This is a genomic window from Sporosarcina sp. P34 (assembly GCF_002743375.1).
GTDB lineage: Bacteria > Bacillota > Bacilli > Bacillales_A > Planococcaceae > Sporosarcina.
In genome coordinates this window covers 173,327-194,422 of sequence record NZ_PDZC01000004.1, presented here as the reverse complement: position 1 = coordinate 194,422, position 21,096 = coordinate 173,327, and the positions used below count along the sequence as shown (strand labels likewise).

The 21,096-nt window shown below is 36.6% G+C and carries 28 protein-coding genes and 2 pseudogenes; 25 read left to right on the top strand and 5 right to left on the bottom strand.

Annotation, left to right across the window (positions count from 1 at the left end):
* Nucleotides 1-157: 157 nt before the first annotated feature.
* Both CSV63_RS09165 and CSV63_RS16760 read right to left on the bottom strand, forming a co-directional pair.
* On the bottom strand, nucleotides 158-1,126 hold the full coding sequence (locus CSV63_RS09165; RefSeq protein WP_099695569.1) for an arsenic resistance protein: 969 nt from the start codon (nucleotides 1,124-1,126) through the stop codon (nucleotides 158-160).
* Between the two features lie 152 nt (nucleotides 1,127-1,278).
* Nucleotides 1,279-1,536: pseudogene (locus tag CSV63_RS16760) on the bottom strand (arsenic resistance protein); the annotation flags it as partial.
* A 124-nt stretch (nucleotides 1,537-1,660) separates the two neighbouring features.
* Between CSV63_RS16760 and CSV63_RS09155 the strand changes: the two are divergent.
* From CSV63_RS09155 to arsC, 3 genes are read left to right on the top strand one after another with little or no spacing between them, the layout of a single operon-like run.
* Nucleotides 1,661-2,008, top strand: a complete 348-nt coding sequence (locus tag CSV63_RS09155) for an ArsR/SmtB family transcription factor (RefSeq protein ID WP_099695568.1) — start codon at nucleotides 1,661-1,663, stop codon at nucleotides 2,006-2,008.
* Between the two features lie 15 nt (nucleotides 2,009-2,023).
* Nucleotides 2,024-3,322 carry an arsenic transporter gene (locus tag CSV63_RS09150; protein ID WP_099695567.1) on the top strand — a complete coding sequence of 433 codons (1,299 nt, stop codon included), beginning with the start codon at nucleotides 2,024-2,026 and terminating at the stop codon, nucleotides 3,320-3,322.
* 24 nt (nucleotides 3,323-3,346) lie between these two features.
* Nucleotides 3,347-3,766 carry an arsenate reductase (thioredoxin) gene (gene arsC, locus CSV63_RS09145; protein ID WP_099695566.1) on the top strand — a complete coding sequence of 140 codons (420 nt, stop codon included), beginning with the start codon at nucleotides 3,347-3,349 and terminating at the stop codon, nucleotides 3,764-3,766.
* A 618-nt stretch (nucleotides 3,767-4,384) separates the two neighbouring features.
* On the opposite strand, the gene CSV63_RS09140 is transcribed toward arsC, so the two are convergent.
* Nucleotides 4,385-5,326 (bottom strand): DMT family transporter, encoded by a 942-nt coding sequence (locus CSV63_RS09140; protein WP_099695565.1) that lies wholly within the window; start codon nucleotides 5,324-5,326, stop codon nucleotides 4,385-4,387.
* A gap of 121 nt (nucleotides 5,327-5,447) precedes the next feature.
* Between CSV63_RS09140 and CSV63_RS09135 the strand changes: the two genes are divergently transcribed.
* From CSV63_RS09135 to pdxR, 3 genes are all read left to right on the top strand, one after another.
* Entirely contained in the window at nucleotides 5,448-6,332 is an 885-nt protein-coding gene (locus CSV63_RS09135; RefSeq protein ID WP_099695564.1) for a LysR family transcriptional regulator, read from the top strand.
* A gap of 228 nt (nucleotides 6,333-6,560) precedes the next feature.
* Nucleotides 6,561-7,451, top strand: a complete 891-nt coding sequence (locus tag CSV63_RS09130) for a cation diffusion facilitator family transporter (protein ID WP_099695563.1) — start codon at nucleotides 6,561-6,563, stop codon at nucleotides 7,449-7,451.
* 112 nt (nucleotides 7,452-7,563) lie between these two features.
* On the top strand, nucleotides 7,564-9,000 hold the full coding sequence (gene pdxR, locus CSV63_RS09125; RefSeq protein ID WP_099695562.1) for a MocR-like pyridoxine biosynthesis transcription factor PdxR: 1,437 nt from the start codon (nucleotides 7,564-7,566) through the stop codon (nucleotides 8,998-9,000).
* Nucleotides 9,001-9,871: 871 nt separating this feature from the next.
* Here the strand turns inward: pdxR and CSV63_RS09115 are convergent.
* On the bottom strand, nucleotides 9,872-10,051 hold the full coding sequence (locus tag CSV63_RS09115) for a hypothetical protein (protein WP_099695560.1): 180 nt from the start codon (nucleotides 10,049-10,051) through the stop codon (nucleotides 9,872-9,874).
* Between the two features lie 226 nt (nucleotides 10,052-10,277).
* On the opposite strand from CSV63_RS09115, the gene CSV63_RS09110 reads away from it, so the two are divergent.
* The 19 genes and pseudogenes from CSV63_RS09110 to CSV63_RS16755 all read left to right on the top strand — a co-directional run bounded on the left by CSV63_RS09110 (nucleotide 10,278) and on the right by CSV63_RS16755 (nucleotide 20,448).
* Entirely contained in the window at nucleotides 10,278-10,688 is a 411-nt protein-coding gene (locus CSV63_RS09110) for a hypothetical protein (RefSeq protein ID WP_099695559.1), read from the top strand.
* A gap of 62 nt (nucleotides 10,689-10,750) precedes the next feature.
* Nucleotides 10,751-10,990, top strand: coding sequence for an ATP-dependent Lon protease (locus CSV63_RS09105; RefSeq protein WP_099695558.1), 240 nt, complete (start codon nucleotides 10,751-10,753; stop codon nucleotides 10,988-10,990).
* Between the two features lie 82 nt (nucleotides 10,991-11,072).
* A complete protein-coding gene (locus CSV63_RS09100) occupies nucleotides 11,073-11,267 on the top strand; it encodes a hypothetical protein (protein WP_099695557.1) in 195 nt (64 codons plus the stop codon).
* 1 nt (nucleotide 11,268) lies between these two features.
* A complete protein-coding gene (locus CSV63_RS09095) occupies nucleotides 11,269-11,463 on the top strand; it encodes a hypothetical protein (protein ID WP_099695556.1) in 195 nt (64 codons plus the stop codon).
* Nucleotides 11,464-11,849: 386 nt separating this feature from the next.
* On the top strand, nucleotides 11,850-12,044 hold the full coding sequence (locus CSV63_RS09085; protein ID WP_099695554.1) for a hypothetical protein: 195 nt from the start codon (nucleotides 11,850-11,852) through the stop codon (nucleotides 12,042-12,044).
* 91 nt (nucleotides 12,045-12,135) lie between these two features.
* The gene (locus CSV63_RS09080) at nucleotides 12,136-12,354 is read left to right on the top strand and encodes a TIGR04104 family putative zinc finger protein (protein WP_099695553.1); all 219 of its coding nucleotides are present in this window, start codon (nucleotides 12,136-12,138) and stop codon (nucleotides 12,352-12,354) included.
* A 448-nt stretch (nucleotides 12,355-12,802) separates the two neighbouring features.
* Entirely contained in the window at nucleotides 12,803-12,985 is a 183-nt protein-coding gene (locus CSV63_RS09070; RefSeq protein WP_099695551.1) for a hypothetical protein, read from the top strand.
* Between the two features lie 314 nt (nucleotides 12,986-13,299).
* Nucleotides 13,300-13,749 (top strand): hypothetical protein, encoded by a 450-nt coding sequence (locus tag CSV63_RS09065; protein WP_099695550.1) that lies wholly within the window; start codon nucleotides 13,300-13,302, stop codon nucleotides 13,747-13,749.
* A 120-nt stretch (nucleotides 13,750-13,869) separates the two neighbouring features.
* Complete coding sequence (locus tag CSV63_RS16495) at nucleotides 13,870-14,019, top strand: hypothetical protein (protein ID WP_158233940.1); 150 nt, start codon at nucleotides 13,870-13,872, stop codon at nucleotides 14,017-14,019.
* A gap of 167 nt (nucleotides 14,020-14,186) precedes the next feature.
* Nucleotides 14,187-14,486 (top strand): DNA-binding protein, encoded by a 300-nt coding sequence (locus CSV63_RS09060; protein ID WP_099695549.1) that lies wholly within the window; start codon nucleotides 14,187-14,189, stop codon nucleotides 14,484-14,486.
* 65 nt (nucleotides 14,487-14,551) lie between these two features.
* Nucleotides 14,552-14,914 carry a VOC family protein gene (locus CSV63_RS09055; protein WP_099695548.1) on the top strand — a complete coding sequence of 121 codons (363 nt, stop codon included), beginning with the start codon at nucleotides 14,552-14,554 and terminating at the stop codon, nucleotides 14,912-14,914.
* A 70-nt stretch (nucleotides 14,915-14,984) separates the two neighbouring features.
* A pseudogene (locus tag CSV63_RS09050) lies at nucleotides 14,985-15,400 on the top strand (DUF4275 family protein).
* A 462-nt stretch (nucleotides 15,401-15,862) separates the two neighbouring features.
* Nucleotides 15,863-16,186, top strand: coding sequence for a hypothetical protein (locus CSV63_RS09045; RefSeq protein WP_099695547.1), 324 nt, complete (start codon nucleotides 15,863-15,865; stop codon nucleotides 16,184-16,186).
* A 173-nt stretch (nucleotides 16,187-16,359) separates the two neighbouring features.
* Entirely contained in the window at nucleotides 16,360-16,557 is a 198-nt protein-coding gene (locus CSV63_RS16345; RefSeq protein ID WP_143565390.1) for a hypothetical protein, read from the top strand.
* A gap of 379 nt (nucleotides 16,558-16,936) precedes the next feature.
* Nucleotides 16,937-17,509, top strand: a complete 573-nt coding sequence (locus tag CSV63_RS09035) for a GNAT family N-acetyltransferase (protein ID WP_099695545.1) — start codon at nucleotides 16,937-16,939, stop codon at nucleotides 17,507-17,509.
* Between the two features lie 640 nt (nucleotides 17,510-18,149).
* Complete coding sequence (locus tag CSV63_RS09030) at nucleotides 18,150-18,605, top strand: PH domain-containing protein (RefSeq protein WP_158233939.1); 456 nt, start codon at nucleotides 18,150-18,152, stop codon at nucleotides 18,603-18,605.
* A 100-nt stretch (nucleotides 18,606-18,705) separates the two neighbouring features.
* A complete protein-coding gene (locus CSV63_RS09025) occupies nucleotides 18,706-18,915 on the top strand; it encodes a hypothetical protein (protein WP_099695543.1) in 210 nt (69 codons plus the stop codon).
* Nucleotides 18,916-19,239: 324 nt separating this feature from the next.
* Entirely contained in the window at nucleotides 19,240-19,416 is a 177-nt protein-coding gene (locus CSV63_RS16630) for a hypothetical protein (RefSeq protein WP_199203635.1), read from the top strand.
* A gap of 324 nt (nucleotides 19,417-19,740) precedes the next feature.
* Nucleotides 19,741-20,448 (top strand): ferritin-like domain-containing protein, encoded by a 708-nt coding sequence (locus CSV63_RS16755; RefSeq protein WP_233192018.1) that lies wholly within the window; start codon nucleotides 19,741-19,743, stop codon nucleotides 20,446-20,448.
* A 266-nt stretch (nucleotides 20,449-20,714) separates the two neighbouring features.
* Here the strand turns inward: CSV63_RS16755 and CSV63_RS09015 are convergent, their stop codons facing one another.
* Entirely contained in the window at nucleotides 20,715-21,065 is a 351-nt protein-coding gene (locus tag CSV63_RS09015) for a winged helix-turn-helix transcriptional regulator (protein ID WP_099695542.1), read from the bottom strand.
* Between the last annotated feature and the right edge of the window lie 31 nt (nucleotides 21,066-21,096).

The window sequence follows — 21,096 nt, the reverse complement described above, 5'->3', positions numbered from 1 at the left end:
AGTTCCACAATATGCCGGCATGGTAGAAATAAAAGCGTATTTGAAAAATGAGGGCAAAATTTATTGTACAGATTGTTCTACACACAATTAAATACAGGGAAGTTTATTCAACAATCGGGCCAGATTGTGGAACAAAAGATAAAGGTTATCCTTCTGACTAAACAGGATAACCTTTATTTTTATTCTTTTTTCTTGTGAAAAGTAATAGTTGAGACACAATGGCAAGTACAGGTAATTCAATCAAAGGTCCAATAACTAAAGCTAAGGCAATAAGAGGCTGATCTGGAAATGCTGTAACAGCTATAGCCAACGACACTGGTGAATTCCTAGCAATAATCGTCATATTTAAGCTAACCGAATCCTCATAGGAAAAATTTAAAAGCCTTCCAACAAACCGTCCAACTACATAGTTAATAATAAAAAATAACAAAACTGGAATAATTAAAATGTAAACGACTTCTAAGTTTCTAAGTAAGTAGGAGCCTTGGGAAGCAAACATTGCCATAATAGCCAATGATAAAAATAAAATTTGTGCATTGCCGAAAAAGGGAATAATCTTGTTGTTTAAAACAGACTTTTTTCTTAATAAAAATCGTGTAAGATGAGCAAGTGCAAATGGAATAACTAATACAATCACTATACTTTCTATAAGCGTTGATATCGGTATCGATTGAATAGTTCCGGCAAATAGTAGCAAATATACTGGTAAAAGTACGACTTGTAGAATTAAATTAATCGGTAAAACGGATGTTGAAAGAGATACATTCCCTTTTGCTATGCCAGTAAACGCTAGATACCAATCTGTACAAGGTGTCACCATAAGCATGATAAAACCAATCCATAAAGCTAGGTAATCAAATAAGAAAATGGATCCTAAACCCCAAGCTAATACTGGTGTCCATATAAAATTAATGATTGTATTTGCTCCAAGGAATTTAATATTTGAAAAAGCTATTTTAAATTGTTGTAAAGGAATTGTTAAAAACAATCCATACAGCATTAACAATAGAAACGGAGTGATGAGATTTTCTGCATGTTGTTCAATAGTATCCACTTGTCCTAATAAAAGACCTAAACCAACAGCGATTAGTATGATAAAGGTTTGTAGTTTATCTAATGTTCCCAATAAGTATTCCCTCACTTAAAAATTCACTATATATTAATATAAAACAATCCATTAATTATTGCTTGTATTTCAGTTAAGTTTCTTCCGTAATCAGGCGTGATTTCCGATCTAGCGTTTAACAAAAAGGCCAGATTGTTAAAGAGTTACAGAAAAATAGGAGTTGCCATAAGTAAAAGGCTTTTCATTTCTCCGACCAAGAGATGTGAACACAAGAGGTAATCTATAATCTATACAAGGTGTCAGCAATACTAAGTAAACCCCGAATAATAATGGTCGATATTCTGGTAATAGCTTTGATAGAAGCCATACAACGACGGGTACGGCTATATAGTTAACCGTCAATTAAGCTTCGAGCAAACGACGATTTCCGATCGATTTTTTTAAGGATGCAATGGAATCTGAGAAAACATATATTCAAAAGGGCTGTCATCAAGCAGCACTTTAAGTGTAAAAAAGCTTTTTATGGGAAAGCTAATCACACTTGCGTGTATAAGCATATAGTTATATACTGATGTTGAAGTGGAGGGATTATACATGAATGCAACAGCAACAATTGATCTGCAACGAGCATCACAACTATTAAAGTTGCTTGGAGATCCAACACGTTTAACGATGATGAAGTTACTCAAGTCACATGAATGCTGTGTGTGTGAATTCGTTGAGATTTTTAAGATGAGTCAGCCGGCAATCAGCCAGCACTTGCGTAAACTTAGAGATATTGAGTTAGTGAAAGAAGAACGCAGAGGGCAATGGATTTTCTTCTCGATTAATGAAAGTCATGAGGACTATCCTTTTATTAAAAGCATCCTTGAGCATCTTCCGAATCAGAATGAATCAATCACTGAACTAGAGGTACAAGGGCTTCGCGTTTGTTGTGAGTAGGGAGGAAATAGTATATTGGTTTCAGTTATTACTGCATCATTGATTTTCGTAGTTACACTCATATTCGTTATTTGGCAGCCTAGAAATTTGTCAATTGGATGGTCGGCTTGTATTGGGGCAATAATTGCTTTATTAGTAGGCGTAGTTAATTTTCAAGACGTTATAGATGTAACAGGGATTGTTTGGAATGCTACACTTGCCTTCATTGCCATTATAATCATTTCATTGATTTTAGATGAAATCGGATTTTTCGAGTGGTCCGCGCTACATATGGCGAGATTAGCCAAAGGTAGCGGTATTCGGATGTTTGTGTATGTCAGCATTCTTGGAGCGATCGTTGCTGCTTTGTTCGCAAACGACGGCGCTGCGCTAATCTTAACGCCGATTGTCCTTGCAATGGTACGAAATTTGAATTTTAATGAAAAGATGATTTTTCCATTTATTATTGCCAGTGGTTTTATTGCAGATACAACTTCGTTACCATTAGTCGTAAGTAACTTAGTCAATATTGTTTCAGCAGACTTTTTTGGCATCGGCTTTGTGGAATATGCATCCCGGATGATAGTACCGAATTTATTTGCATTAGTCGCGAGTATTGTAGTATTGCTGCTATTTTTCCGTAAAAGTATACCAAGGGATTATAAAGTATCAGATTTAAAACAACCAACGGATGCTATAAAAGATATCAAGATGTTCCGGCTGTCATGGGTAGTATTAGGTATATTGCTTATCGGGTATTTCTCTAGTGGATTCACGGGGCTTCCTGTGTCGATAGTTGCAGGTATCATGGCTATATTCTTTATGTTCATGGCACAAAGAAGTCCTGCTGTTCAAACGAGGCAAGTACTTAAAGGAGCGCCTTGGGCCATCGTATTTTTCTCGATAGGGATGTACGTAGTTGTCTACGGATTACGGAATGTTGGTCTAACGAGCGTGCTCGGAGATGTCATTCAGTTGGCTGCAGATCAAGGTTTGTTTGTAGGTACGATTTCAATGGGCTTTATTGCCGCGATTTTATCGTCTATCATGAATAATATGCCAACCGTCATGATCAACGCATTGGCTATTGCGGATACTGATACAACAGGACCTATCCGCGAAGCTTTGATCTATGCGAATGTCATTGGGTCGGATTTAGGTCCGAAAATTACGCCAATCGGGTCTTTAGCTACTTTATTATGGCTGCATGTTTTGTCTCAAAAAGGTGTAAAGATATCTTGGGGTACTTATTTTAAAACCGGTATTATCTTAACAATCCCTACCCTCTTGATTACACTAATCGGACTGTATTTATGGCTCTCATTCATACATTAAAACACAAAAAAGGAGATTTTCATTATGTCGAAAAAAACACTATATTTCTTATGTACAGGTAACTCATGTCGTAGCCAAATGGCTGAAGGATGGGGCAAAAAGTATCTTGGTGAAGAATGGGAAGTTTACAGTGCAGGAATTGAAGCCCACGGCGTCAATCCAAATGCTGTGAAAGCAATGAAAGAGGCTGGTGTCGATATTTCGGATCAAACTTCGGATATTATTGATTCCCAAATCCTAAATAATGCAGATTTTGTCGTCACGCTTTGCGGAGATGCTGCTGACAAGTGCCCGATGACACCACCTCATATCAAAAGAGCTCATTGGGGATTTGATGACCCTGCAAAAGCAGAAGGAACAGATGAAGAGGTATGGGCATTTTTCCAGCGGGTACGTGATAAAATCGGAGCAAGGATTGAACGCTTCGCTAAAACTGGTGAATAGGTAAAAAACAGGCCGTGGATTTATCTCATGGCCATCCTAAACTAGAGTATTCTAAGAACTCGAAGTTTAGGTTTTTTAAATTTCAGTGCTTTTATTATTTAGTATATAAGGTTCATTTTCATATACGTAAAGCAATGATAAACAATTGATGCCTGTCATTGTATTTATTTATGGGTAGTACAGATTAAAGTGTTATTTGTTAATGTGAAGGTGACAGAGTATTAAAATGGGGTAAGCGAACGTTACGCTCTGATTAATTTCAATATAAAACTAATCATTTACATAATCTTTACATTTGTGTAGTAATAAAATACTTTTTTCGTATTCCACAATCGGGTGCTGTTCTGTAATAAAGAATAGTGCTTATTTTTCTTTTAAAGGTACTGTATAACGCAAAATAAAAGAACATAGTATTGCAAGCAAACTCGGCGTTGCAACTTTACATGGAGTGATGGGCATGATAGCCTCTGTAGGCAAAGCCAACCCTTGATGTAGCTGGCTTCTTGGCTTGGTACTCATGCCCGCAGAGGCTCCATGTCAAGTTGCAACATTGTCTAGTTGCAATGAATCAGTACATGCCATTGCTTACCCTTCACCATGGTGATCATGGATAGTAGGCTAGACTTCAGAACCATCAACTGTTTGGTTGAATCTTTTTCTAACAGGCTGTTTCACAGTAAACTTAGCGGTTAAGATGCCTAGTAAGATAAGAATAGCCCCTACATATCCTTTGGCTTGTAGTGTTTCCTGTACGAAAATAAAAGCAAATAATGCTGCGAAAACGGGTTCTAATGAAAATATAAGACCTGTATGTGTGGGTGTAGTATACTTTTGTGCGCATGCTTGACCAATAAATCCAATGGCACTGCAAAGTATGCTTAAAGCCAGTATAGAAACCCATGATTCTGTTGTGTTAGGAAGATGTGGCCTCTCGAGAAATAATGAAAATAGCAGCCCCCATGCCCCGGTAAAGCCGAGTTGTAAAATCCCGAGTGCGATCGAATCAACGTTTTTCGTCAACTTGTCTGTCACAATGATGAGAATGGCATAAAATAGTGCACCTAAAATGATGAGGAAGTCTCCGGAATTGATCGTCAATTCGTTACCTAACGTCAATAGAGCAATCCCGGTAATGGCGATACCGACACCAAACACCACTTTGTTTTCAGGTTTTTTTCTAAATAGAATGGCTAGTAACAAGGGAACAAATACAACGGAAAGGCTGAATAAAAATCCTGCATTTGAAATAGACGTGAATTTTAATCCGATCGTCACAAAAGTAAATAATACGAACAAGATGGACCCTAGTAGAAATCCATAAAACACTGTTTTGAGATCTACACGTATTAACCGCTTGTAGAATACGGCGCCGGCTAATATAAAGGCTATGCCAAAACGTAAGGCTATCAGGTTAAATTCTTGAATAGAATCAAGACCTATTTTCGTAAACAAATAGGACGAACCCCAGAGCATCGTCACAATCAGCATCATAAAATTTGCCTTTAATTGAGTATCCGATCCTATCCCATGTACTACCCCGGACAACGTATTCCGATTCATTTTGATCACCTATCCCATCACGAATTGATTGTTTATAAGTATAGCTGTAAACTGAAGATTAGAAAAATGAATGTTTGTGAAGAATGACATGAATGATTTTCATGCAATAGGAGGGGTCAAAGTGTCTCTAGTGAAGTTTGAGATATTCAGTACAGTAGTGGAATTAGGGAGCCTAACAAAAGCGGGTGAAACAATCGGTTTAAGCCAATCGGCTGTGAGTCATGCTATAGCCAGCCTTGAATCAGAATGGGGATTTACCTTACTCAATCGAGACCGTTCAGGTATTCAATTGACCAGTAACGGAGAGCGCATATTAACTTACATACGTGAAATACTAAAATGGAACGAAGAGTTGGGTCAAGAAATAGCCAGTATCAATGGGTTGGAAATTGGTACAGTACGTATTGGAACGATTTCTAGCGTGTCTGTTCACTGGCTACCTGAAATCTTAAAAAAATTTACTGACCATTATCCTTCTATTGAAATCAAATTGATGGAGGGGGATTATGACGATATCGAGCATTGGATCGCAACTGGCTTGGTTGATTTTGGGTTTGTGTCCCTGCCGACTTCGCAACAATTTGAAGTCATTCCCTTAAGAAAAGATCGAATGCTCTGTATTCTTTCAGAAGAGCACCCTCTTGCCGAACAAAATGAAATTAGTTTTGAAATGATCAAAGAGGAGCCACTCATCAAGTCGAGAAAAGGGAGTGATAACGATTTAATAAGAATTTTAAAAGAACACCATGTTGCAGCTACTATAAAATTCGAACTGACAGATGACCAGGCAATTATTGCAATGGTCGGAAACGGGATGGGAATCAGTATACTTCCTGAAATGGTTTTACATCGGATTCCAACTACTGTTCGAGCCATTAAACTAGAGGGAGAAAATTACCGAACAATTGGTATTGCGGTTTCATCTTTTAAAACCCTTGCACCTTCTACGAAAAAGTTCATTGAATATCTGAAATCATGGCTAAATGAGCCTTCAAAGTTCGTGTAGCATTGGTTATATCTTCAAAAATGAGGCGCGCTTATGTAAGAGATTGATTGAAGATACTGGGGACACCAGATGGTGGGAAGATAAAAAGAAATGTATCAATAAAATATACTTCTTCAAAAAAATGAACCTTTGCCTAGACATAATCAAAGGTTCAAGTTGTCTGAAGGCGATTTTTCATCTTGAATAACATCGTCTCTGATAAATCTCTAGGATAAGGAGTTGTATGTTTTGGAAGAACAAAGGTATCATAATTTGAAATTAGGTGAAAGAGGAGCCTATCTCAGTATAGTTGCTTATATATGTCTATCCATTTTAAAATTATTTATAGGGTATCTGAGCGACTCTGAAGCCCTTAAAGCAGATGGTTTAAATAATTCAACGGACATTATAGCATCGATTGCTGTCTTGATCGGACTAAAATTATCGAGGAAACCCGCAGATAAAAATCATAAATATGGCCATTGGAAAAGTGAAACCATCGCATCACTGGTTGCCTCTTTCATTATGATGGCAGTGGGTATACAAGTTTTAATTAGCACAGCCACTTCCTTTTTTCAGGGAGGAAAGGAATCGCCAGATATCATGGCAGGATATGTCGGTATCTTTTCCTTTATAGTCATGTACTTTGTTTATCGATACAATAAAAAATTAGCGTTAAAAATAAACAGCCAAGCTGTCATGGCAGCTGCCAAAGACAATATTTCAGACGCCTGGGTCAGTATCGGCACTGCTATAGGCATATTCGGATCACAGTTACATATGCCATGGCTTGATACTTTGACTGCATTAGCAGTAGGATTTCTTATTTGTAAAACAGCATGGGATATTTTCAGAGAAGCTTCTCATGATTTAAGTGATGGTTTTGATGAAAATCAAATTGAAATGTATAAACAAACCATTCAAACTATAAAAGATGTTCAAAAAGTCAAAGATATTAAAGGTAGGTATTACGGTAATAATGCAGTAGTTGATATTGTAATTCTGGTTCAACCAAACTTAAGTCTCAAACAAGCACATGACATTTCCACCTTAGTTGAAAAAACATTAAAAGAAAAAAACGATGTATATGATGTTCACGTTCATGTTGAACCAAATACTACAAGTAACGAAGGGGAATAAGCTCGGAGTAACGGACTATAGTGAGGGATGATATACGAACATGTACTATTTCACTACGAGCATACGACGAAATTTAATATATTGAAAACATATAAATAGGGGGTGGAGTTTCATGCAATTTATGCTAGACCGTTCTATAAAAAAACCGATGTATAGGCAACTTGCGGAACAAATAGAGCATGGGATACTATCGGGAGATTTATCTCAAGACCAGCCATTGCCATCTGAACGTGAGTTAGCGAAAACGTTAGAGATCAATCGGAGTACAGTTGTGACGGCTTATGATGAGTTAGAGGCGAGTGGATTAATTGTCAGAAAAAAAGGAAGCGGCACGTATATCAATACGGATATATGGGGACTAACGCATAAAAGAGTTCCGAATTGGGGTAGATACGTGGAGGATGGATCATTTCTTCCGAATCTTCCTCTGGTACAGAAACTTCGCAATGAAACGGAACAAGAAGGAATGATTAACCTATCTAGCGGAGAACTTGCAGCAGATTTACAACCCAACGGCCAATTCGCTAGGATTCTTAAGGAGTATGCGTTTGATGCATATTTAGGATACGATCATCCTTTAGGAGATGTGGGATTACGGGAGACCATTTGTCAACATGTAAAAACCTATAAAAATATGGAAGTTGAGCCAAACTCCATACTCATTACATCGGGCGCTCAGCAAGCCATCCACCTAATCGTTCAGTGCCTGTTAAAACCAGGTGATACCGTAGCTATTGAAGATCCATCCTACGCCTTCTCTTTACCGATCTTTCAATCATTTGGTATTAAAACGCTATTACTCCCAGTTGATCAATATGGCGTAAATCCCGATGATATTGTCGCTTTACAAAGAAAACATCGGATTCGTATACTTTTTTTAAATCCTGATTATCAAAATCCTACCGGCACAAAAATGTCGCTAGAACGTCGAAAGAGAATAATGGAATTATCGTCAACGTACGGTATTCCCATAATTGAGGATGACCCGTATAATTTGACGTCATTCGATGGCGATATCGGACCCACATTAAAGTCAATGGACGATAATGAAAATGTTTTATACATTAGTTCCTTATCAAAAGTGGTTGCTTCGGGATTACGCATTGGTTGGATTATTGGACCAGAAAAAGTGATAGCGCGTTTATCAGACGGCAAACAGCAAATAGACTTCGGTCATAGTGTTTTTCCTCAATGGATAGCGAATCAATTTCTAGATTCCCCTCAATTTGACAAACATGTTTCAAATTTAAGGATTCAACTAAGGGAGCGCAGGGATGCGTTAATGTTAGCATTGGACAGTTTAACTAAAAATGAGGTTACATATGTAGTGCCACAAGGCGGAATTCATTTATGGTGTAAAATACATCACGAAATAGATGAATATACATTACTTGAAGAATCTATGAAACATGGTGTTTCATTTGTACCTGGGAGACTAATGGGTTCAAAGAATGGATACGTTCGATTTACTTATGGTAAAGGTAACGGAGCTTCCATAACAGAAGGTATTTCAAGGTTCGCCTACGCGCTAAGAAGTTTTAGGGGATAATATTTGAAGAATGCCAATAAATTTTTGGCTGCCACATTTGTTCCCTGAATGATGTGGTTGTCGTACTGTAACGTCAACCACATCAATCAGGGAACGATGATGAATCATCCATCCCTCAGTCAAAGAGTCAACAGGGTAGAATCTACAGAATGTATTAGTAAAATACGAACTTTTTCAGTGGGCGTAGACGGTTCCTGAGATTTGAAAAAAAATGTCTCTTCACAGGACTCGAACCGTCCACCGTTGTTAATAAAATATAAATATAGATACAAGAGTCAATATAACAATAACTGGGAGTGATAAAACATAAATCCACAGCAAATTGGAAAAACTTTTTTTACTACTATAATCTTTATTCATAGAATTAGCAGTGGATATGGTCATAATTAACCCGACCGCTAAAATAATGACTACAAGAATCATTGATGCAATAAGGAACACCTTTACGCCTTCCTCCTTTTTAGAAATACATTTCTTCATTCTATACAGTATAATTCTATAATACAAAGCATCTTCAGGGACCATCCACTTAGGGGTTATTTAAACCAACCACTTTTTAAGTAGTGGATATCTTATCGTCGAGTGCCAGTGACTCCCACAACTAAAAATATAAAAGAGATGAAATAAAAAATGCTCAGGTTTCTATGCCTGAGCATTTTTTATTGTTTTTTCTACTGTCAATTCAGTTGCAAATCATACGTTAAATGGATTGTTAATTGGGTTACGTTTTCGTGTTTTCTCCCTACCTACCGAACCCCGTAGTGTACTACGGAATTCTTTTATGTGTTCCCGCAAAATAACGCGCCACTTTCCATGTAATCGGAAAGCAGTGCGTTGGTTGTACTATGGAATTGTGCAGTAAGCAACTAGATTATTTATTGTCGTCAGATATATTCTCTTTATGTTCTTCTGGAGTATCTTCAGTAGATGTTTTTTTCCTAATATCATAATACTTTTCCGCACCGATTCCGCCTTCGCCAATCATTTTGGAAATTTCCTTCGACCGCATTTCGTTCTTTCTGATAATCTCTTGTCTGTCATCTTTAGTCATTTGCAATTCCTCCTTATAGTAAAAAATAATGTACTTTTTAAGAAAGAGAATGTGACTCTTATTCTATTTTAACATATATGTATGCACAATTGTGAATTATCACGCATATCGCAGATTTTTATTGTAGAATAGAAAATGGGTATGTAATATTTGGAAATAGTGATATATTTATCGGAAGTATTTATGCAAGGTTTATGGAATTAACTTGAAAGGGGATGTATATAAAGTGAGGAAATTATTCGTGTTGTTGATGGTTGTGGGTGTGTTGGTAGGGTGTGGGGAGAAGCAATTATCCTATTCTGAAGTGACCATCGACCAAGTCAATGCAGATGTGAAAAGTTTCATTGACGGTATAGAAACATCTGAAGATCCTGAGGGAAATGGCATTTATATGTTCAATGAAACGGAAGTAAAACGATATTTGTATCTAAATCAAGATTTCCTGGATAGCGGCAAAGGATTTGGCGATATGGAGATTAAAACGAATGAGGACTCTATTCAGATTTACTTGCAGGAGAATGATGAACCGACAGAAGACGAGTATAAATTATACAACATTACTTTGGATCGAACGTATGAATATATGCAAGTTTTTAAAAATGATGAAGAAACACATTTCCAGCTGATTGGATTATGACACAGAAGAAATCATAGTGGCGGAAAATTTGTCGCCACATGCGGAGTACGAGGAGAGATGGTATGAAGTTGGTAGGGTGTATTTTAGTGGCGGGAGTTTTAGGAATTTTGGCGTTTACGGGACCTATAGGTTGGTATATGCTAGCCGCTATCATCGTCGGAGTGATTTTTAGGTCGTTTTGGTTGTTGAAGGAAATACATCAATATACCGTTCCAGTGGATGCGTACGATGGCGTGAAGGATGCATACGAGAGATATATTCTCGAACGAGAAGATCGGGAAAAGTCGGAGCAAGATGGTTGAGGCTAGAGCTTCGGTTGGGAAGAAGTGAATGTCTCAGCGTGGTGAATGTCTCTCGACAGTTTGTGGGAATGGGTGACCGCGTATGAAATGGATTGGCATGATCGTAGCGGTACTTGTAGTTATGGTAGCTATGTGGATCGTTGTAAATAAATCCTATTATCCTTCTCTACCGATAGAAAACCTATCAGCAAAAGAAGTCATCGGACAGTTGAATGATTCTGATTTGAATAAGAATTATGCCTCAATTGGGTCATTTTACAGAATAAGGAGGAGATAAAATGACAAAACAAAGGACGTACTTCTTAGGTTTCTTTGTACTGTTTCCAATATTTTTCATGATTATCTCATTCTTATGGAAATATGTTTTCAGAGGCATTGAGCTAGGGGAAGTGTTAACGGACACCTTAGGCATATTGGCGATTTATTATTTTATAGTGAGTGTCTTCTTTAGTTTTCGGATGCGGCTGCAATGACACATTGCGTTATACCTGAATCTGGCGCGATTGTTGCACAAGTGATCGCGACTATATCGCAATCGGACCAGATTGTTAGAAAAGGGGAGAGTAAGTTGGATACTAATAAACATCCTAAAAACCTTATTATCGTACGATTGGTAGCGACAACATTCATACTTCTGTCTTTAATATTGCCGTACTTCGGGTTAATGGAGCATAGTACAACTCCAATTGTGATTCTCATAATACTTTTTGTTTTTTACGTTATGGAAAATATATATGGTGAAAAGACCGCGAGTGAATAGGTTTATACAAGAATAGGGCGCGATTCTTGTATAAGGGACCTGCACCCTATTAAGTAATAGGGCCATTTTGCGAAATAATTTATGCTTGGAGGGGAAGTAATGAAAACTGCATTTCTAATTCTTGGTATGAGTATGACAATAATCTTTGGTGGAGGATTTCTTATTCGTTTAATAAGAGATTCTGACTTTTACATCGCTGAATTCATAGTAGGGATTATAGGCATAATTATGTTAATTTCTGTATTATTTCTTAAAGGCGAATCGAAATCTCCTGACAATAAATATGTGCAATAAACGGAGGCGTTTGCTGCACGAGTAATCGCCCTAATATCGCAAACGGGCCATTTTCTGAATATAGGGTAATGAAGAAGAGGAGGGGATCATCATGCCACGTTGCACTAACTGTAATTACAAGTGGAATGCCAAAGACATAATCGCTCTTGGATTTTCAAAGAAGGGAAAAGACTGTCCCCATTGTGGTGACAGACAATACATCTCTGCTGAATCGCAGAGGTTATTAACTTTGGGATGGTTAAGTCTACTATTTGTTCCGTTTATTATTTCTAAAATTAAATTAAGTGGAAAAGATGAGCCCCTTTGGTAATTCCATAAATAGACGCGATAACTAAATAAGTATTTTCCACAATCGGGCCAGGTTGTCGAGTGAATTGGAAAGATAATCTAGGTGATTAGGGGTGTTATTTTGAAAAAAATGATTTTAACTATACTGCTTTTCATAAACATATTGTATATAGCTAATTACCTTATTAATTTTGAAAGTTTCACATTAAATATTTTGTGGCTGATCTTTTTTATCGCCAGTATAGGTGTATCCCTTATTTTCCTCTTTAATTCAAAGGAAAGGTCAGATCACAAACCTTTAATCTTATCGGTTATGGTTTTAGTAATTAGTATTGGTTCGCTAGGGTCATATGGTTTTCTATATTTTATAACACATCTTATGGGTTAACTTTTTTCTCGCAATAGGGTGCGATAACTGAATAAGGATTTTCCATAATCGGGCCATTTTGCAGAGAAATGGGGGTGTTTTGATGAAAAAGAAATCTCTCTTTTACTGGCGAATATTCATACTTGCCGTTATGCTCTCGCTTTTCTTAACGAAAGTAATAAGTCTAGACACCTATTTAACCATGATGGGTGGAATACTAGTCTTTGTCGTCATCCCTGAGACTATAAAGGCAATAAAGGATAAAGACAGAAAAGAAAATCCATAAACGGGGGTGATCCTTGTATAAGGGATCTGCACCCTATTCAGTAATAGGGCCATTTTATTAAACGGGAAAAGCTGAAGTAAATGAGTGACGGAATTAAAATAAACGCCAAGTTTTTGAGCGTGCTGTTTCTACTTGTTAGTTCAACTTTACTTGTACAAGTAAGCCTTAGTAGTTTTACTGACTTGCCGAGAATGGTTCCATCGGTATTACCTGTGATAACTTGGATTATTCTCATCGTGTGGTTTTACTTCTACAAACGAATAAGGGATTAGAAGGAGGCGAATATCATCAAACATTTTATAGGTGCTTTACTAATGACTAGCCTTTTACTCTTATCTGCTTGCACTGAAGAGAATAATACAAATTATTTCCCAACACCAGAAGCTGCTTTGGAAGATCTGATTCAAAGCGATGGAATTAAAGGAAGTATTGACTTGATCACTACAACAGACGAAATGGAAGTATTAGTGATTGAACAAAATAAAAACAATTATTTCGTAGCTGAATTGCTAGAAGATAAAAAAGGCTACACGGCCAATAGAATATCAGCAAATGTAGTGATGGAGCTAGGGGGAAGTTGGGAGTTAAAGACCAATTCGAAACACAAGTACACCATCTATTTTGAAAAAACACAAGAGAATCAAAACTTCTATCCATTATCGAATGAGGAGTATTATATATCACTTGTAGAAGGCCATCAGGTATCAAAAGAAGACTCCATTACTAGGAATTCAATAAAAGATATTAGGGCGGTAAAGGATTAATTACGTGATGGCTAGTGGTCACTAACATTATATTCGATTATCAGGTGCAGTTGTTGAATGAGGACTGGACACAGCAAACATATGAAGTGTTAAAGACTCAACTAGTAGGGGATAATTGGCTTGTGGAAAAAGGTAGTACTAATTTTAACGGTGGCACTAGGCGGAGTTATGCTATCCGTCACGATTGACAGTTTGGGAGATCAAGGTAATAAATCCATGCATCTAGTAGGTGGATTGCTGTTGTTCATGGGAATACTAACACTCCATTAATTAAATAGAAAAGGATAGTCATAGTCAATTATCATACGAGATTGTAAAGCTGCAAAAGTGTTGGAATGATAGGAAATATACATGCCTCAGTTAAGGAATTGCGTTTGATCTATACAAGGACCACTTACCTACATACAGCACGTTGGAAAAAATAGGGGGATAATGAAATGGAATTTGATTTAATTTGGATTGGATTAGGAATTGCTGCAGCTGGATATTTTATAGGAGATGGGCTCAAAAATTTTAAAAATCCGAATGCTAAAGATAGTATCAGCGAAATCTTTAGCGATGATGATGAACACGAATTGATAAGGGAAAATCATGTTCATTACTTCATGGGGATTTCCAAAGAAGATGCGAAACACTTGATTCAAGAATATCCAAACATACCACGCGTAGTTATTAATAATAAAATATACTACCCTAAAGCAAAACTTCGTCAATGGTTATCTGATTTAGGGGCGTGAACGAGCTAGTAATTTGACCAGATTGTTCGATAGGTAATGTTATCGATACAAAGGGGGAGAGGTAAGTGATTCTTGGATTGCATCATGCACAGATCACGATTCCGAAAAATGCAGAAGAGGAAGGTAAGCATTTTTATTGTGATGTATTGGGATTGAAAGAAGTAGAAAAGCCCGACTCACTTACTGGTCGTGGAGGATTCTGGTTGAAAGTCGGAGACAGAGAGGTTCACGTAGGCACAGAAGACGGTTTTAACCGCTTAACGACAAAAGCGCATTTAGCTTATCTGGTAGAGGATGTTTTACATTGGAAAGGCGTGTTAGAGCAACATTCTATTCAAATCATTGAAGGCGTACCAATTCCAGGTTATGACCGCTTTGAATTTAGAGATCCGTTTGGGAACAGAGTAGAAATGATTCAAGAATTATAAGTTTAGGGTTCACGCATATTCTCAATCGGGTCGGTTAGCGAAAAAGAATTGAAGAAAGATAGGTTGAAAAATGGAGAATACCGATTTAAAAGTATTAGAAATACCAAATTGGGGGCGCTATTTACGAGGGAAATGGCTTGAAAACTTTGCTGGGCATCTAACACATGATGAACAAAAGGAAATATACATGAATTCATTTCTTTGGCATTTATGTAGTTATGAAAAAACGGTATGTCTTGAAAAAGAGGAGGCAGTAAAGGCATTTGAGAGACTAAAAAAGCATAAATGTACAATTTTTATCAATTTATACATGATGGATTCTTAGTTCAAAACGAAGAAAATCTCAAAGTACATGATTTACCGTATGACGAAGAGGGAGACCTGGATTATAGAGATCTGTACGTAATGGATTGGGAAGGTAAATGGACATTTATTATAACGCATGAAAACAATTGTCTCGGTCCGTATTTTATTCAAAAGTTCTAAACACGAGGCAGTAATTGGATGCAGTTCAAAGATGAAGTTTTTTAGTATTGTGGACAGAAGAGAAGGTAAAGGAATTTTTAATGGGGACAAAGAGAATACAAAATGAAATTGGTAAGTTTGTTGTAGATATTTACCATATCGTTAGCACAGCTGTAAAAGGGTTAAGTGCCAAGTAAATAATTAACATTTAAGTAGAGATTAAAAATTTTAACGAAGGTAAACATTGCGTCACTCTTACAGTGGAATAAATATACTTCCAGACAGGCATTATTTCAACAAGGGTGAAGCGAAGACAGACCCAATCCATATGTACCAAACTGGAAGTGATTTTTTAGTTGATTAGCATAAGTTTAGAGATTACTTGCGTAGTAAATATAATGCAAGGTTTGATAAGAGATTGCGTCTATATCGCACTGGGGCCAAATCGTTATAATAGATGGGTTCTATCAGAGGGGGGCATTCATGAAACAACCGATTGCTTATGGGGCCTACTTTCTAATGGCAGCCATAGTCACCTATTGTGTTGAGTTTTTTTTAACTTATATGATAAGTGGCATTTTATTCTATGCCGCCGACGCACCGCCAGGAGATATTTCAGACACGGGTAAATTACTGTTTAGCGTCGGAATACCTGTCGTCTATGCATTTGTTCTTTTTGGGTTGTATTACTTATATAGCAACATTCTTAAAGGCTTCAACATCCATCTAAGACTAAGTGTGGGCGTTTTACTCCATATAATCATTGCCATTTATCTCATTTGGAACATAGTACCGTATGCCTTTTAATTGACTAAAGTAATTGGTTAAAGATACGTGATAGTTTAAAGTCCTTTAACGATCGGGTGCGGTGCAATTGTAAGTACAAGCTTTATTTGCACTCACTAAGTAGATCATAGTCACAGCTAGATGAATTTTGGATAGTAGAGAAAAATAGAATACAACGTTTAAGGGGGGATAAAGTGGATGTATCGGAATGGGATATACAAGAAGTAAAGCAACTTAAGAAAAAGCAATTGGTACAATTCAGTATGGTAATGTTGGTGATATTTATCCTGTCTGTTCTTTATGTAAAAGCAGAATGGCCACTTTCTGTTTTCTTGACATTACCTTTCGTACTATTATGGTTTTTGCTGTACACGCACTCTATATTCTCATAACAGAAAAAACAACGGGCACCAAAACAAATAAGCTTGTCCAGGCTTTTGATAGAGATCGTTGGGGAAAGAAGCGATGGAAGAGAAAAAAGATAACTGAGGTTGTTATTCTCAGCATCGCAAGCAGTATGTTCACAGTATTCACCATTACTCTAAACACTAGCTCCGAATCGCTACAATTTTATAACCTCTTACCATTTATCGCGGCTTGGATTGGTTCTAGCGTGGGTACTATGGCTAGAATAAGTAATTTAGAATAGGTTCATACGATTGTCTTATAGATTATCAAACTTTTAATTAACTTGTTAAATTTGATAATAATGTAAATCAGTAATTAATAATAGAGTCAATATATGCTACTACTAAATCTGGAGGATACGTTATGAATGAGATTTTATTGCAAGGAGTTCAAGTTACGCTGAGACCGATGAAAAAAGATGATGTGGAAGCTCTTTATGGTGTTGCGCAAGATGAGCGAATATGGACGCACATGACGAATTCAATGAAGACCCGATTCGACATGGAAAATTACATTCAAGCAGCTCTCAGTGCAAAAGAGCTTGGGAGTGAGTACCCATTTGTTATTATCCATAATGAATCAAACAAAATCATCGGTTCAACTAGATTGATGGATATTGCTTTGGTACATAAGCGTTTGGAAATTGGAAACACTTGGCTACATCCTGAATTTTGGCAAACTCCCATTAACACGGAATGTAAATATTTGCTGTTTACTCATTGCTTTGAAGAATTACAAATGAATCGTGTCCAACTGAAAACCGATCATAAAAATATTCGTTCCCAACGAGCAATTGAACGCATTGGTGCTATAAGAGAAGGCGTTCTTCGCAATCACATGATCCGGATAGACGGAACAATTCGTCACACTGTCATGTTCAGTGTTACCAAGGAACAGTGGGCGAGTGTGAAAGAAAGTATCAAAGCCAAAGGGTAAGGATTCACAGTGATTAGGGGTGTTAACTTGAAAAAAATGATTTTAACTATACTGCTTTTAATAAACATAATGTATATAGCTAATTACCTTATTAATTTTGAAAGTTTCACATTAAATATTTTGTGGCCTATCTTTTTTATCGCCAGTCTATGTGTATCCCTTGTTTTCCTCTTTAATTCAAAGGAATGGTCAGATTACAGACCCTTAATCTTATCGGTTATGGTTTTAGTAATAAGTATTGGTTCGCTAGGGTCATATGGTTTTCTATATTTTATAACACATCTTATGGCATAACTGTTTTCCCGCAAGAGGTCCAAATTGTGTATCAACAAATTTAATGTGATTGAATAAAAGTAGATAAGTTTAAGGTGATGTCGAGTATAAAAGGGCAACTACACGATTTTTGAAAAATAAAATGAATTGCTGGTATAGAAATGAGGGGAAAACGTGTTATTTTTTTTAATCTTGGTTTTAATAGTATTTGTATTCGACTTTGCAAAAATTAGAAAACAGAATCAAACAGTTATTGAACAAAATGATAAGATGATTTCTCTTTTAGAAGAAATCAAAAATAAACAATAATATTTGTTCAACTAACGGTCCATTTAATGAAATAGGTTTCTAAATAGAGGTGATACGATTGTATTTTCCAACCAAGAAAGACATTTGGTTTTTCTTAATCATTTGGGGTTTTATTCTTTTCATAATTTTAATTTACATTTTCGGTGGAGAACCTGTTGGCTGGCAACTAATCACCTATAAAAGTGTACCTGGTTATATCATAGGTGCATCCATTCTAACTTTGTTATTATGGATTTGGTTTGGAACAGGTTATAAGGTTGAGGGGGAATTGCTGAAATTAAAATTTGGACCGATTAAAAGTAAAATACATATCAAAGAGATCAAAAAAATCAGCAGAACAAAAAGTCCATTTACAGCGCCCGCCCTATCCGTTGACAGGTTGGAGATTCTTTATGGTAAATATGATGTGATAAATATATCTCCAAAAAATGAAAGTGAATTTATACATTCATTATTAGCTGTAAACCCCAATATACAAATAGACAAGGTTTCTTTGGAATTCAATGAAAATTAGAGATACTATTACTTCCACATTCGGAGTTCGATTGCTTAACAGGAGATCACGTCAAATAACACAAACGGGCCAGATTGTATTACAAGCAAGGGGGATTATTATGCTATTTAATAAAGACCATTCATGGCGTTGGGCTATCGGAGGTTGGGGAGCGTTTATTGTAGCAACCATTTTGTTTTTAATATTTGATTTTAATATTTTAAATATATATTGGGTACTTGGTATATTAACGGCAGCAATAATTGTAACAATTGGAAATGCTATTCATGTTATTTATACAAAGCGAAAAGCAAAGGAAGGTAAAAAGTAAAGTTCCTTGGTTTAAGTTAAATACAAATGGATTTGTTCGAAGTAAATCAGTATAGTAATTATCGCAATCGAGCGCGGTTTCTGAATAGTTTTAAGAGTAGATACTTAGTTAATTGTAGTGTAAGGCGGCGACTCCTGCGGGAATAGCATGAGCCTTGAGACCCCGCAGGAGCGTAGCGACGAGGAGGCTCAGGCCATGCCCGCGGAAAGCGTCCGCCTGAAACGGAAATCAACGAGTTAATACTACAGTCTCGGTAACGGGCGCGATTGTAGTATAAAAAATTGATGCCAGATCACTTAAACGGGCCATTTGAGGGGTGTGAAAATGAAAGAGATAATGGGACTGTACTTTATTTTAATTGCACTTTATTTTGTGAACCTAACAAATATTACATTGTTTAATGCTGAGTGGAACGGTATAGCAATGTGGCTTAGCACTGGGTTATTTATAGCTGGCACTGCTTATTATTTAATGAGCAGGGATTCCATTAAGAAAAAATAGCAATTACTGTTATCGGGTGCGATTGAAGAAGTGCCGGTTGCCTCTCAAGGCAACCGGCTTTTCTTGAGTCATGAAGTTTAATCCCTCCTGGAAATAGCTTTGTGTTTACCTCGTGTGTTGAGTGAATACAAGCCCGGTCAGAGATTGAATTCCACTTTTCAACAGCAGTTCGAAATGGCAAAATTCATTTTATCCTTTTCATCTACTATCTTTATTGTCTTTGATTTACTTTTAGAGGCACCTTAAGAATAGATAGGCTACCAGTAACCAATTCATAATTCATCCCATACGATAAGAATGAAAATATATTTAAGGGGGACAAATGTGTACTATTTAGGGAACAGTATGTATCAAGGATATAATCCGGAAGCATTACAAAAGTCATTAACATTGATATTTGAGGCAGTTCAAGGAGAAAAGGAAGACCGGCTTTTTTATGAATATTTAATATCCGTTGCTCCGACGCAGGAAGATAAAGAAATAATCTCATCCATTCGAGATGATGAGATTAGACATAATATAATGTTTAAGAAAATGTATAAAGATTTTACTGGTCAAGAAGTACTGGACGTAACTGAAGAGAGTTTTAAGAAACCAGCATCCTATGTAGACGGAATTCAGCAAGCTCTTTTTGGCGAGTTAAAAGCAGTAGAAAAGTATAGAGAAATACGAAAAGGTCTACCGGATCGTCAAAATCGAGATGTAGTATTTGAAATATTAACTGATGAACTTAAGCATGCTACAAAGTATAATTTTCTCTACACGGAAAATCGTACGAATCGTCTTGTGCAAAGTGAATCAACTATCGAAAAAACGCCTGATGATTGGATTAGGTACACAGAGTTTTTGGTCAAAGAGGCACAAGAAGATGTAAAAAGGGGTATCAATTTAACACATATTTTTCAAGAATTTATCTTGATGGGAGTACTTGTGGGCAAAGGGTATTCACCTAAGCAAGCATATGAAACTGTGGAATCTTGGGAGCGAACGGGAGAATCTCAATTGTTACAGGAGAGTAAGAAAAAGCCATGAAATTTTTCCTTGGAAAAAATCGCACTAACCTACCTAAAAGTTTAATTGCAATTATACTTTACTATCATCGATTTTTATCGTTGTATTTTTGATTGTAACAATCAATATTATCTCATTCGGCTCTAACTCGTGAGTTGGAGTAATTAAGTAAAAGGGCGCGATAACCGAATAAGCATTTTAAAATAACAAGGCAGGTTAGTTAAAGGTGTTCAGCTAAGTTTAAACAATAAATGTAATTTTAAAAAGCTGCCAATTAAGGCAACTTTTTATTTACTCATTCTTTCGTTCGTTTTTTGTCCTTTATGCAATGTATGCTTTGTTCCCCATTCATGCATTGCGTGTAAGATTGGTTCCAGGCTCTTACCGTATTCAGTAATCGAATATTCCACTTTAGGAGGAACTTGTGGATAGACAACACGCTGTATAATATCCTCGTTTTCTAACTCACGTAATTGATTAGTGAGCATTTTTTGCGTGATTCCAGGCATTCTTCGTTTTAATTCACCGAATCTTTGGGTACCGTTCTTCAATAAATGCAATAAGATAATGGGTTTCCATTTCCCGACTAGTATGGCTAAAGCATCTTCTACACGACATAATTCTGGTTCTATATCCATGCTAATTACTCCTTTAGTATCTTTTTGTATA

Excerpts from the sequence above, each read along its gene's own strand:
- CSV63_RS09085 (WP_099695554.1), top strand. The coding sequence starts at position 11,850 with ATGAAAACTGCATTTCTAATTCTTGGTATGAGTATGACAATAATCTTT.
- arsC (WP_099695566.1), top strand. The coding sequence starts at position 3,347 with ATGTCGAAAAAAACACTATATTTCTTATGTACAGGTAACTCATGTCGT.
- CSV63_RS09035 (WP_099695545.1), top strand. The coding sequence starts at position 16,937 with ATGAATGAGATTTTATTGCAAGGAGTTCAAGTTACGCTGAGACCGATG.
- CSV63_RS09115 (WP_099695560.1), bottom strand. The coding sequence starts at position 10,051 with ATGACTAAAGATGACAGACAAGAGATTATCAGAAAGAACGAAATGCGG.
- CSV63_RS09060 (WP_099695549.1), top strand. The coding sequence starts at position 14,187 with ATGGAATTTGATTTAATTTGGATTGGATTAGGAATTGCTGCAGCTGGA.
- CSV63_RS09015 (WP_099695542.1), bottom strand. The coding sequence starts at position 21,065 with ATGGATATAGAACCAGAATTATGTCGTGTAGAAGATGCTTTAGCCATA.
- CSV63_RS09080 (WP_099695553.1), top strand. The coding sequence starts at position 12,136 with ATGCCACGTTGCACTAACTGTAATTACAAGTGGAATGCCAAAGACATA.
- CSV63_RS09105 (WP_099695558.1), top strand. The coding sequence starts at position 10,751 with ATGAAGTTGGTAGGGTGTATTTTAGTGGCGGGAGTTTTAGGAATTTTG.
- CSV63_RS09100 (WP_099695557.1), top strand. The coding sequence starts at position 11,073 with ATGAAATGGATTGGCATGATCGTAGCGGTACTTGTAGTTATGGTAGCT.
- CSV63_RS09065 (WP_099695550.1), top strand. The coding sequence starts at position 13,300 with ATGACTAGCCTTTTACTCTTATCTGCTTGCACTGAAGAGAATAATACA.
- CSV63_RS16630 (WP_199203635.1), top strand. The coding sequence starts at position 19,240 with ATGAAAGAGATAATGGGACTGTACTTTATTTTAATTGCACTTTATTTT.
- CSV63_RS09155 (WP_099695568.1), top strand. The coding sequence starts at position 1,661 with ATGAATGCAACAGCAACAATTGATCTGCAACGAGCATCACAACTATTA.
- CSV63_RS09070 (WP_099695551.1), top strand. The coding sequence starts at position 12,803 with ATGAAAAAGAAATCTCTCTTTTACTGGCGAATATTCATACTTGCCGTT.
- pdxR (WP_099695562.1), top strand. The coding sequence starts at position 7,564 with ATGCAATTTATGCTAGACCGTTCTATAAAAAAACCGATGTATAGGCAA.
- CSV63_RS09045 (WP_099695547.1), top strand. The coding sequence starts at position 15,863 with ATGAAACAACCGATTGCTTATGGGGCCTACTTTCTAATGGCAGCCATA.
- CSV63_RS09095 (WP_099695556.1), top strand. The coding sequence starts at position 11,269 with ATGACAAAACAAAGGACGTACTTCTTAGGTTTCTTTGTACTGTTTCCA.
- CSV63_RS09025 (WP_099695543.1), top strand. The coding sequence starts at position 18,706 with ATGCTATTTAATAAAGACCATTCATGGCGTTGGGCTATCGGAGGTTGG.
- CSV63_RS09140 (WP_099695565.1), bottom strand. The coding sequence starts at position 5,326 with ATGAATCGGAATACGTTGTCCGGGGTAGTACATGGGATAGGATCGGAT.